Source organism: Paenibacillus sepulcri (genome assembly GCF_042647105.1).
Classification (GTDB): domain Bacteria; phylum Bacillota; class Bacilli; order Paenibacillales; family Paenibacillaceae; genus Paenibacillus_Z; species Paenibacillus_Z sepulcri.
This window is the reverse complement of sequence record NZ_JBHRUP010000001.1, coordinates 6,135,097-6,147,518: the sequence shown is the minus strand read 5'-3', so window position 1 is coordinate 6,147,518 and position 12,422 is coordinate 6,135,097. Positions and strand designations below refer to the sequence as shown.

At 51.5% G+C, this 12,422-nt stretch carries 9 protein-coding genes; 3 read left to right on the top strand and 6 right to left on the bottom strand.

What is annotated here, in order from left to right:
• Window positions 1-52 precede the first annotated feature (52 nt).
• From ACFOLF_RS26780 to ACFOLF_RS26760, 5 genes are all read right to left on the bottom strand, one after another.
• Complete coding sequence (locus ACFOLF_RS26780; protein ID WP_210045477.1) at window positions 53-301, bottom strand: hypothetical protein; 249 nt, start codon at window positions 299-301, stop codon at window positions 53-55.
• A gap of 277 nt (window positions 302-578) precedes the next feature.
• Window positions 579-1,487 carry a cation diffusion facilitator family transporter gene (locus ACFOLF_RS26775; RefSeq protein WP_210045476.1) on the bottom strand — a complete coding sequence of 303 codons (909 nt, stop codon included), beginning with the start codon at window positions 1,485-1,487 and terminating at the stop codon, window positions 579-581.
• A gap of 419 nt (window positions 1,488-1,906) precedes the next feature.
• Window positions 1,907-2,413, bottom strand: a complete 507-nt coding sequence (locus tag ACFOLF_RS26770) for a zinc ribbon domain-containing protein (RefSeq protein WP_210045475.1) — start codon at window positions 2,411-2,413, stop codon at window positions 1,907-1,909.
• A 324-nt stretch (window positions 2,414-2,737) separates the two neighbouring features.
• Window positions 2,738-4,360, bottom strand: coding sequence for an ABC-F family ATP-binding cassette domain-containing protein (locus ACFOLF_RS26765; RefSeq protein WP_210045474.1), 1,623 nt, complete (start codon window positions 4,358-4,360; stop codon window positions 2,738-2,740).
• Window positions 4,361-4,514: 154 nt separating this feature from the next.
• Window positions 4,515-7,235, bottom strand: a complete 2,721-nt coding sequence (locus tag ACFOLF_RS26760; RefSeq protein WP_379112927.1) for a CHASE3 domain-containing protein — start codon at window positions 7,233-7,235, stop codon at window positions 4,515-4,517.
• Between the two features lie 223 nt (window positions 7,236-7,458).
• Between ACFOLF_RS26760 and ACFOLF_RS26755 the strand changes: the two genes are divergently transcribed.
• From ACFOLF_RS26755 to ACFOLF_RS26745, 3 genes are all read left to right on the top strand, one after another.
• Window positions 7,459-8,604, top strand: coding sequence for a conserved virulence factor C family protein (locus ACFOLF_RS26755; protein ID WP_210045473.1), 1,146 nt, complete (start codon window positions 7,459-7,461; stop codon window positions 8,602-8,604).
• Between the two features lie 343 nt (window positions 8,605-8,947).
• Window positions 8,948-9,928 (top strand): SPL family radical SAM protein, encoded by a 981-nt coding sequence (locus ACFOLF_RS26750; protein WP_379112930.1) that lies wholly within the window; start codon window positions 8,948-8,950, stop codon window positions 9,926-9,928.
• A 262-nt stretch (window positions 9,929-10,190) separates the two neighbouring features.
• A complete protein-coding gene (locus ACFOLF_RS26745; RefSeq protein WP_210045472.1) occupies window positions 10,191-11,342 on the top strand; it encodes a metallophosphoesterase in 1,152 nt (383 codons plus the stop codon).
• Window positions 11,343-11,421: 79 nt separating this feature from the next.
• Here the strand turns inward: ACFOLF_RS26745 and ACFOLF_RS26740 are convergent, their stop codons facing one another.
• Complete coding sequence (locus ACFOLF_RS26740; protein ID WP_210045471.1) at window positions 11,422-12,240, bottom strand: transglutaminase domain-containing protein; 819 nt, start codon at window positions 12,238-12,240, stop codon at window positions 11,422-11,424.
• Window positions 12,241-12,422: the final 182 nt, after the last annotated feature.

Sequence of the window (12,422 nt, the reverse complement as noted above, 5' to 3'; positions counted from 1 at the left end):
GTTCTTTTGCATTAAATTTGTCTCATAATTCATCCATTGGAAATCATTTCAATTACATGTTCTGCCAAGCCTCGGCACTTGTTTGCCAATCCACACGATAGCCCGGCACCTCATGTCCCTTCTGCGTGATATCCATTAATACGTCATAGCGGTTTGTCGCGTCGATGATGGATTGATATTCCCCTTTTTTTATAGAAGGAAACGCAATAATTTCACCGGTATGAAAATAGACATGCAGCAAGGACTCATTTTCGTTATAAGAGCAGAAAGCAATTTGTTTGGATTCCACTGGCAAAAGCATAAAAACGCCTCCTTTGTATCTGAGTATGCACACAGCCTTGCTTGTATCTTTTTCCCCAATGCTGCTGCTTTTATGATAGAGAAATCTCTGCCTCAATGAACAGCAACATAAGCCAACTAAAGGCTCTACTGTATCCTTACCCATATTCTCTGGACAGAAACCCATTTTTTTGGAACCATGGAGAAAAAATATCCGTTAGAAGGCTATTATATGTTTGGCTCTCCGGCATTAGAATGGTGACAAAAAAAACCAGCGCTATACGCGCCGGTTAATGCTATCAGGTCTGAGCCGGCTCTGAGCCAGGCTGCTCCCCATCTTCCATTCCCATAGGCTCCACATGAACATGAACACTCATTATATTATGCTTGCGCTCCATGCGCCGCTCAATCTCATCGCTTATCCGGTGGCTCTCGACAAGCGTCAGCTCCGGATCTACCTGCACTACGACATCGATCAAGACATTGCTGCCATGAACACGGGCTTTAATGTCTTTGATGGAACGGACACCATGTGTGCTCTCAATCGTCCCGCGCAAGGAGTGAAGCTCGTTCTCATTGAAACCATCCGTGAGCGCATGAGTCGAGCTGTAGAAGATTTCCCAGGCCGTTTTGCAAATAATAGCGCCTACCGCCAGTGCAGCTACCGGATCCAGCCACGGCAAACCGAATTGTGCGCCGATTATCCCCACAGCCGCTCCAACGCTGACAAGCGCGTCCGACAAATTATCTTTGGCCGCTGCGAGCAAAGCCTGGTTATTAATCCGTTTGGCCAATCTTTTATTATATATGTAGACACCCGCCATTACCGCTCCGGCCGCCAGCGCTATCCATGCGGAGACTAGACCCGGAACAGCCTTATGATCGGCAAACAAAGACTTGAAGGCATCAATCAGCACTTGAATCCCTACTGTGGCCATAATGAAAGAAGCGATCAGAGCCGCGATCGTTTCCGCACGGAAATGTCCATAAGGATGGTCCTTATCCGGCGGTTTTTGTGAGATCCGCAGTCCAACCAGGACCGCGGTCGAGGCGACAATATCCGTCAGGTTATTGAAACCGTCGGCGACAAGCGCCGAGGAGTCAAACCCGTACCCGGCCACGAGCTTGCAGCCCGACAGCACGATATACGCCCCGATACTCACCAAGGCTCCCTTCTCGCCCTGTCTTATCTCCTGATACTGATTCAATGCCAGGCACCTCTTTCTCTTTATGTAACTTACGCTCGTGCCATTTTTTCTGATGTCGTTATCATACTAAACCAATATCGTGTGGGTCTAGAGAAACAGTGTTGGCAAAGACCTTACATTTATGCCGCGGCACAACTTGTTTGCGCCGGCTCAAATTGGCGTTTCCGCCTGCTGCATTCTAGCATATCCGTTCCGGGAGAAAATGAAACTTATGCTGCACAACGACAAAAGAACCCTGCCTCTGGATGGCGGGAGAGCATCAACTCCTAGCGTATTCACAAAAACAATAGTATCGATTATGCCATACCGGCACAGCTTGCCAGTAACGTTAATTCTTCAAATCATACTTATAAAGGACAAAATAAAAACAGCCTTCCTCGAAGGCTGCCATCGCATGAAATAAGAACAGTGCGCTGTGTTTAATATCCCGGTTCTTCCTCGAGCCGCTCCGGTTCACCGCCCGAGAGCTTATTTCCACAAGACAGGCAGTGCTTGCTGCTAAGATCATTCTCCGTCAGACAATGATTGCAGATGACACGGATCTCGCCAATCGTGTTCTCAGGTCTTGGCTCCTCAGGAAAAGGCGTCCCGCATCCGGGGCAAAATCTCGTATCCAATGGAACAACAATGCTGCAGGTCGGGCAGGTTTTCTCAAACCGGATATTCTTGATGCGCTCTTCCAGAAACTGAATCTCCTGATTCAGGCCATCCACCTTCAGACAGTGGCTTACAACCTCCTCTTCGGATTGCGCAATATTCCCCTCCTGGTGAGAGGCATGTATAGCTGTTCCAATGAGATAAAATAATTTATCCTTTTCTTTCTCTTTGCCGGATATTTGCGATTTGAGCTTCGTGATTTCTACGGTCTGCTGCGCCTTCCTGGCCGCGTCGCTTGCTCCCTGCTTCATTTTATCGAAAAAAGACATAGCCATCTTCTCCCTCGTTTCGTCAAAATTCTCCTATAATTCTTTTATATTAACACATGAGTATCCTTCAAGCTATGTCTGTGCGGATGATAAGCAGCACGATGAGCGAACGGTTCTTATTCAGCTGTTCCATCACCGTCCCCTTCCTTCGCTTGCTTCAGCAACCGATCCAATCGATTGCCAAAGGAGGCATAGAGCACTTACTTATTACCGGATCAACAAAAAAAAGCAGCTGAGCCTCCTCATAAGAGGAAACTCAACCACTCCGCTGCCGGCCTGATCATTCGAGACAAGCCAGACCATTATGCTGCTCAAGGATAGATCTTACTCGGGCGGATACATCCGCTCGCGAAGCGCCTTGACCTCATCATTCTCCAGGTATTCATCATAGGACATAATCCTGTCAATTACCCCGTTTGGCGTAATTTCGATAATCCGGTTCGCGATCGTTTGGACGAACTGATGGTCATGCGAGGTGAAGATCAATGTACCGTCAAAATCAATGAGACCATTATTCAGCGCGGTAATGGATTCGAGATCCAAATGGTTGGTCGGTTCGTCCATCAGCAGTACGTTCGAGCCCGAAAGCATCATCTTGGAGAGCATGCAGCGGACTTTCTCACCCCCGGACAATACGCTTGCCTTCTTAAGCGCTTCGTCCCCCGAGAACAGCATCCGGCCCAGGAAGCCGCGGATAAAGCTCTCATCCTGATCCTTGGAATATTGGCGAAGCCAGTCGACAAGGTTCATCTCCACGCCATCAAAATAGGCCGCATTGTCCTTCGGAAAATAAGCCTGTGTCGTGGTGACGCCCCATTGATAATTTCCGGAGTCCGGCTCGAGCTCGCCGGTCAGCACCTGAAACAGCACCGTCTTAGGCAGCGTATTCGGACCAACTAGAGCGATCTTATCGCCTTTGTTGACGGCCAGCGTCCAGTTGTCGATCAACGTAACTCCGTCTACTGTCTTCGTCAGCCCTTCGGTCAGCAGAAGCTGTTTGCCCGCTTCGCGCTCCGGCTTGAAGTTGATAAACGGATATTTGCGGTTCGACGGACGAATGTCGTCAAGTGAAATTTTGTCGAGCAGCTTCTTACGTGAAGTTGCCTGCTTCGACTTGGATTTGTTGGCGCTGAAGCGTTGAATGAACGCCTGCAGCTCCTTGATCTTGTCTTCCTTCTTCTTGTTCGAATCCCTCATCAGGGAGAGAGCAAGCTGGCTGGACTCGTACCAGAAATCGTAGTTGCCCACGTACAGCTGGATTTTGCCGAAATCAATGTCCGCAATATGCGTACATACCTGATTAAGGAAATGCCGGTCATGAGAAACGACAATGACGGTGCCCTCATAATTGCCCAGGAAATCCTCAAGCCAGTGGATCGATTCCATATCGAGGTAGTTGGTAGGCTCATCGAGCAGCAGAATGTTCGGCGTTCCGAACAAAGCTTGCGCGAGCAGGACCCGTACCTTCTCGTTGCCGGAGATCTCTGCCATCGTCTTGTCATGCAGCTCCGGCGGAATGCCCAGACCGTTCAGCATGCTGGCCGCTTCGGACTCCGCTTCCCAGCCGTTCATATCGGCGAATTCCGCTTCCAGCTCGCCGGCGCGCATCCCGTCTTCATCGGTAAATTCCGTTTTGGAATAGATGGCGTCTTTCTCTTTCATTACCTCGAACAGCTTCTTGTAGCCCATGATGACCGTCTCAAGTACACGAAACTCATCGTACTCGTAATGGTTTTGCTTCAGGACCGCCAGGCGCTCTCCCGGAGTAATATGAACTTCGCCGCTCGATTGCTCAACCTCGCCGGACAATATCTTCAGAAACGTCGATTTGCCCGCTCCGTTGGCGCCGATCAATCCATAACAGTTGCCCGGCGTGAATTTAATATTCACATCTTCGAATAGCGCCCGCTTGCCGTAGCGAAGCGTAATGCCGCTTGTACTAATCATTGTGTGTGATCCCGTCCTTCACTCCAAAATCTAGTTCATCACACCATTATAACACATGAAGGCGCATTATTCCCATGCGAGCTTCACTTCTGCGCCCGTTTTTGAAGATTCAGAAATCACGTCAATCTCCGCCATCTCTATTTTCAAGCTTTGACTACGATCTTTTTCTCAGCCATACCTGCATCAGGGAGAACAACTGATTCATGTCAAGCGGCTTGCTGATATAATCCGACGCACCCGCCTCCAGGCATTTCTCGCGGTCCTGCTTCATCGCCTTGGCCGTAACTGCTATAATAGGCAGCTGCTCCAGGCGCGGAATTCTCCGGATTGCCCTCATCGTATCGTATCCGTCCATTACCGGCATCATGATATCCATCAGCACCATATCAATATCCGTCTCTGTCTGCAAAATACTCAGGCATTCCTGCCCATCCTGAGCCGACAGCACGTTCATTCCTTCGTTCTCCAAGGCATTCGTCAGCGCGAATACGTTCCGGATATCATCGTCGACCACAAGGATCTTCTTCTTCTTGAAACCGGAAGTTTCCATATGAACGGCAGCCGCTTGTTCCACAGAGCCACCACCGCCAGAAGCCTGCTTCTCTTCCGCAGCCATAAATTCCGCCTGAGCGGCAAGCAGCTCCACAATCTCCTGTTCCTTGGAAGGCACAATCAAAGTGAAGGTGCTTCCTGCGCCTTCTTCGCTTTCGACCCTTATTTCCCCGCCGATCAATTTGGCAAATTCGCGGCTGATGGACAAGCCAAGACCCGTTCCGCCGTAATGCCTGCTCGTGGTGCCGTCCGCCTGATGGAAAGCATCGAAGATGAGAGTAAGCTTGTCCGGCGCGATTCCGATTCCCGTATCCGTAACGGAAATTGACAGCCCATATTCCACCCTGCTCTTGTCCACCCCAAGCAATCTGCCCATTTCCTCGGCGTCAAGCCTGCTGACTTTGAACATAACCGAGCCCTTCTCCGTAAATTTGAAGCCGTTGGACAGCAGGTTCTTGATAATTTGCAGCAGCCGCTGCGTATCGGTATAGAACAGCTCGGGAACATCAGGCCCCCATTCGATAACAAAGTCAAGCCCTTTCTGCTCCGCCACTTTGGAGAATTGCTGTTCCAGCATGGAGGGAAGCTCCGTCATATTCATGGGCTCTATGACAATGTCCATTTTGCCTGACTCGACCTTGGACAAATCCAGTATATCGTTAATCAGCGTCAGGAGATCCTGGCCTGCCGAATGTATAATGCGGGCATATTCCTGCTCCTCAGGGGTATGCGTGCCATTGCGGTTCTCACCCAGCATCTGCGACAGGATCAGCATGCTGTTAAGCGGGGTGCGCAGCTCATGCGACATATTGGCCAAAAACTGCGATTTATAGATGGAGCTTTGCTCAAGCTTGCCCGCATGCTCCTCAAGCACAATGCGCGTTTTCTCAAGCTCGTTGGATTTCTCCTCGGCAAAACGGTTCTGTTCCTCCAGATGCTCGTTGGCAACGCGCAGTTCTTCCTGCTGCGTCTGCATTTCTTCCGATTGCACCTGCAGCTCCTCGGTCATCGTTTGGGAATCCTTCAGCAGCCGCTCAACCTCCATCCGGCTTTCAACGCTGTTAATCGTCGTCCCGAAGGTTTCCAGAACTGTACTGAGGAGCTTTAGCTGCAGGTCATTGAAGGCCCCGAGCGTCGCCAATTCAACAACGGCCACGACTTCTCCCTCGAACTCCACAGGAGCGATCAGAATCTGGCTTGCAGCGGTTTGTCCCAGTCCCGAGCTGATCTGGATATAATCGCCGGGTACCCGGTCCAGCTGAATAATCCTTTTATCTCTTGCGGCCTGTCCCACAAGGCCTTCACCAAGCCGAAAGCTCCTTGCTCCAACCTCGGCGCCTGACGCGGCATAAGAGGCTTTGTTGACAAGCCTGAAATGCTCGCCCTGACCGCTATGGATATAAAACACACCGTAAGAGGCATCCAGGAGAGGCGTTATTTTGGCAATAAAAAGCGGGGCCAGCAAATCGAGATCTCCTACCCCCTGATACATGCTGACCACCTCGGTCAGCTTCATCTGCTTCCAGTTCTGCTGCTCCTGCGACTCCAGCAGGTTGTTGGTAGCAATGGCAAGATCGCGGATTTCGTCCCTGGTCTTGATTTCAATTCTCCGGGTCAGGTCGCCGCCGGAAGAGGCGATTTCGCCGATTGACCGGGTCACTTCCTTGATCGTGTTCACGATCGCCCGCGAAATAATCATGGCAGCCGCGACCGAGATCAAGGCGACGATGACCAACAGGCTGTACATTCCGATTTTCAAAATATTATTCTGCTCTTTCAGCCGCTCCGCGCGGTCGCTTGTCAGCACTTTCTCCGTTGCGCGGAAATCCTCAAACTGGGAACGGATCGAATCCATATCCGCTTTGCCCGGATCCGTCTTGAAAAATTCAAAAATTTCGGCTGTTTTATTCTCTCTCTTCATGTCGATCGTCGGAGCTCCGGCAATATCGATCCAATGCTGAAGCGTTACTTTCAGCTTCGCAAGTCTGTCCTGCTGGCTGGCATTATCGGTCAGAAGAGCATAAAGCCGGGTATAATCATCTTTCCAGCTGTCTATCGCTTCATTATAAGGGGAAAGATAATTGGTATCGCCTGTAATGATATAGCCGCGCTGTGCGGTTTCCATATTAAGAAATTTCTTCTCAATTTCATTGGTCAGATTATGAACTTCGATATCGTGATCAGAAATAAAATCAATTTCGTTCTGCAGCGATGAGATACGGGTCGAGACGAGGAAAACGGATAATGCCAGACATAAGACTACTACAAGGTAACCGATGAATATTTTGAAACGTATGCTCCGCCCTGAATAAATCGACATCATTATCTGCTCCTGCCCTTGTTTCGTAACAGATTTTGCTTCTGCCCAGTGTCAGTCCTACTAAATAATATACTATATCCTGATAGTTTTGCATAAAACTTAATGGCAATTTTCAGACGATAAATGATATGCCATTGGCATCGTACCGCCTGGAGACGTTTGTGATGGAATCGGTAATGGTTTAAACTTGTAAGGGAATGAAACAATCCGAAATGGAGGCATTATCATGAAGCTATTATCCATTGAACCGACGCCAAGCCCCAATTCCATGAAGCTCAACGTTGACGAGAAGCTTCCGCAGGGACAACGGCTCAGCTATAAGAAAGAAAATGCAGGCGACGCGCAGGAGCAGCTGCGCGGGCTGCTGGACATAGACGGAGTGCGCGGATTGTTCCGCACCGCGGATTTCATTGCCCTGGACCGCAAGCCGGGTGCCGACTGGGAGCGAATTCTGGCAGAGGCGCGGGCTCTGCTGCAAAGCGGCGAAGACGCGCAGGAAGCAGGCGGCGGGATATCGCAGGAGCATTATGGCGAAGCCCACGCATCGGTGCAAATGTACCGCGGCATCCCGATGCAGGTGCGCGTCCGTATGGGGGACCGCGAGATCAAGGCCGCCCTGCCTGCGGCATTCACAGAAGCGGTAACCGCCGCGGCTGCCGCTTCCCTCATTCGCGAGCGCAAGCTGGAGGAGCTCGGGATCCGCTACGGCGAGCCCGAGGAGATTGCCGCGGAGCTCGTGAAGGAGCTCGAAGCCGCCTACCCGCAGGAGCGGCTTGACGAGCTTGTGGCCGCCGCCGCCGCTGCCGGTCAAAGCGGCGGCGATGCCCAAGCGGCGGCGGCCCCGGTGCGGCCCGCCCCGCTGACGGCGGCCGAGCTTGCCGAGCGGCTCGCTTCGCCGGACTGGAGCGTACGCTACGAGGCGCTCTCGCGCACTTCGCCGGAGCCGGCGATGCTGCCGCTGCTCGCCAAGGCAATTGCCGACGACAACGTCTCCATCCGCAGACTGGCCGTCGTTTATCTGGGCGATCTGCGCGTGCCGGAGGCGCTGCCGCTGTTGTTTCAGGCGCTGCGCGACTCCTCCGCTTCCGTACGGCGCACCGCCGGCGATACGCTCTCGGATCTGGGCGATCCTTCGGCCACCGGTCCGATGATCGAGGCCTTGCTGGACCGCAACAAGCTGGTCCGCTGGCGCGCGGCCCGGTTTCTCTACGAGGCCGGAGACGAGACAGCCGTCGAGGCGCTGCGTGAGGCTGCTGCGGATTCCGAGTTTGAAGTCAGCCTGCAGGCGCGGATTGCGCTTGAGAGGATCGAGCGCGGCGAAGAAGCCGCCGGCTCCGTCTGGCAGCAAATGACCTCACGAAACCGCGATTAAGTTTATACCGGATATGCAGGATGCAGCCTCTGCTGCTTCATTTAATCGCTCGGCAATCTCTTCATTCCTTGATTGCTGGGCATCCAGTCAGGTTGTACACCAATAGCCGAATATAAAAGGACAGACCCCAAGCGAGCTGCTGCTTCGTAGGGGCTGTCCTTTTTTGCATGCATGAATCCAAGCCTCTCCATGAATAATCCCGGATTTATCTTCCTGTTTACATGCGAACGTACGTTTGGTATAGTTGTTCTATCAAACATATGTTCCGGTTAATGTTCTGTCCTCAGCTGATTATGCTGCATGGAGCAATCCGTTCCCAATCCAAGAAAGAGGTACATGAAAATTGGCGAAAAAAATATATGAATACGCGGTGGCGAAGCAAACGCTGAATAAAGTCACTGCCAAATCAATGCCGTTCGAATGGTCCATTAATCCGTACCGCGGCTGCACCCATGGCTGCAGCTTCTGCTATGCGCGTGCGTTTCAGAGCTTTATCGGCCGGGAAGCCGACGATGAATTTCAAAACCGGATCACGATCAAGCAAAACGCGGCAGAAGCGCTTGAAGCCCAGTTGGCCAAAAAAGCCAAAAAATTCGGCGGAGATCTCGATGCAGCTGCAGATCAGATCGGTCTGATTGCAATTGGTACGGCAACCGACCCATATCAGCCCATTGAAGGCAAGGCGATGATAACAAGGGAAATCCTTAAGGTGCTGGCCAAGTACCGGATTCTCACCTCGATTACTACGCGCTCGCCGCTCATTTTGCGCGACCTCGACCTGCTGTCAGAGATGCGCATCTCGTCCATTAACATCAGCATCAACACGCTGCGCGCCGATGTTACACGCAAGATGGAGCCCGCAACCCCTTTTCCGGCCAAACGACTGGAAACCGTCGAAGCTCTTATGAAGCGGGACATTCGGGCCGGAATTTTCATAGCTCCGATTCTCCCTTGTCTGACCGACTCCGGCAGGGATCTTGAGCAGCTGATTGCCGCCGCCCGGGACCACGGCACCGCATTCGCGCACGCTTCCCTGCTGCGTCTGTCTCCTGACGTGAAAACTTGGTATCTGCATATGCTGGAGCTCCATTTCCCCCAGCTTCTTGCCGCTTACCGCAATCTGTTTCCGGGCGCATACGCCAACCGCGCTTATGCGGATCAACTGATGGAGATGGTGCATAAGCTGCTCGAGCAATACGGCTTGTCCGGTCGACCGCAGCGCCGCAGGGATTTACAAGCGGATTCCATGCCCCCCGAACAGCAATTGCGCCAGACTCGTTCCGCTGCCGGCGGAGCCGTGGAGCAGCTTGAATTTCTATTTTGATTCTGTGTCTTCAAGAAGAAACTTCCCTCCCTTTGGTGACACGGCAAGTTTCTTCTCATAAGCCCTATAGACATGAAAACAAGGCGGGATTATCCGAATTAACCGGATTGTGCCCGCCTTGTTTTTATTTGGCCAAATTACGTCACATTTTTTTTCGTAAAGCGGCTCATAATTTCTTCGTATTATGCAAACCTAGTACAGACCCGTACTCATGCTGCTGCGCTTTTGAAAAGCAAAATTGAAGAAGGAGCCCCTACAAAAAATGGCGCATACGGATACTCAGTCGTTCACTTTACTTTGCACAAGCGACATTCATGGCCATATCTACCCCACGGACTACCAAAGCCGGCAAATCAAGCATCTGGGACTGGCGAAGCTGGCTGCTATGATCCGGCAGGAGCGTGAGCGGGATCCGCAGCTGCTTCTGATCGATAATGGCGATCTGCTGCAGGGAACGCCGTTGATGCACCACTTTGTCAAATATAACCGGTCGGGCATTCATCCTGCCATTATGACCCTTAATCATCTGGGCTACAATGCTGCGGTGCTCGGGAATCACGATTTCAACTATGGCCTTGAAATCCTCCGGCAGGCTGTCCATGACTCGGCTTTCCCGTGGCTGTCTGCCAATATCATCGATTCCCGAACCAGGCAGCCGGCGTTCGGCCAGCCTTATCTCATCAGACAAATTCGTCAAGAAGCCAAAGTAGCGATTCTTGGTCTTACGACACATTTCATTCCTCAATGGGAAATTCCCGAATTTATTCACGGGTTAACCTTCATCGATGCGCTGAGCGCAGCGAAGAAATGGGTGGAGCTTATACGGAATGTGGAGAAGCCGGACGTCATGATCATTTCCTATCATGGCGGTCTTGAGCGGGATCCGGATACTGGAGAAGCCGTCGAAGCTTTAAGCGGCGAGAATCAGGCGTATGCGATGTGCACCGAGCTGGAAGGCGTGGATGTGCTGCTCACCGGCCATCAGCACCAGCTGCTGACCGATGAGGTAAACGGGGTGACGATTTTGCAGCCTGGCTGTAATGGGCTGGCACTTGGTAAAGTCAGCATTCAGCTGGTCAAACGAAAGGAGGCGTGGATGATTGCCCAGAAAACGGCCTCGCTTATCCTTACGAATGAAACCGTTCAGCCCGACATCCAGATCATGAAATTAACCGAGCGGCATGAGCAGCAGACACAGGTATGGCTGGATCGGCCCATAGGAGAGGTTTTCGACCATGCTCCTCTTCAGGATCCTTTGTCAGCAGGCCTGAGCGATCATCCATTCATGGATGATATGAGCCCGGATCAGTTGGATGCCACAGCCTCCGGATTAACCCGCGGTGCCGTCTTAACCAGCGATTCACCCGAATCCGGGTCATCCGTAACGATGAGAGATATCATTTTCGATTATTAAGCTGAATAGTCAAGATTATTTGATCGGAATAGTATTTGCTTTTGGTTTAGGGAGTATCCTTATCCTCGAAGGCGGCAGGCTAAGAGATGTTGGAAGCAGCAGCGGCTGAATCATTGGTGACAGCAGCAGGATAGCGTTTGACCCATTGGTGGTCGATCCTCATCTGGGCGTCGGTTTTCAGAAAATAATTGTAGCTGACAACTCCAGCCTGGTCCGGTGTGGGATCATCCCATGTTGCATCCAGATGATACCAGTCGGAATCGATATTGACCAAGTTCCAGACATGGCTGATTTCACCGACTTTGCCCTCAATCATACGGGATTCGATACCTGCTGAGGACAGCATTCGATATAGAAGCAGCGCATAGCCCTGACATACCGCCTGCCCGTATTCAAGCGCCTCATAGGCCGTATAACGCTGCAGGGATTCGTCATACGCCAGATGCAGCACGATCCAGTCGTGGATCGCCTTTACCTTTTCCCTCTGGGACATTGATGGTTGTATAATGTCGGGCAGCAGATCACGGACCTTCTCCTGCACGATAAGCTTCTGCTCCGGGGTCTCCCGGTATTTGACCGTCAGCTTGATATTGGCGTCTCCGCCCCATGTATGAACCGCATACAGATAAGAATCCACGATATACGCCGTATAATCATCCGCTTCGAAGGCTTCCTTGAGCAGGCTCGCAATATGAGCCGAGAGCTCATCTTTGTTCCCTGAATAATCAATATTCATCTCGGTTTTCTGCAGCAGCAGCTGCTGCTTCACATGGTCTTTAAGCTCCCCAAGCGTGGACAGGTCCGAAGCGGCTTTAACCTTGGTGAAGCTGAAATCCGAGCCGAGCACAAAGGTTAGCAGGATGATGATAACCCCCATGATAGAAGAAAGCCTGTTCATAGTCCGCCTCCCTTTTCTCCATTTTGTTCCATTATACCCTAACGCAGAAGGGGGAATAAAGCTTTGGCGGCAATTAATCATGATCCGTTATCTTTATAGCGCAAATCCTGCTGTTTGTCCTTCTCCAGGTCCCGTCTATCAAGAATTCGGCCCAAGTATTTGGCACAAGCTCTTCTTTATTA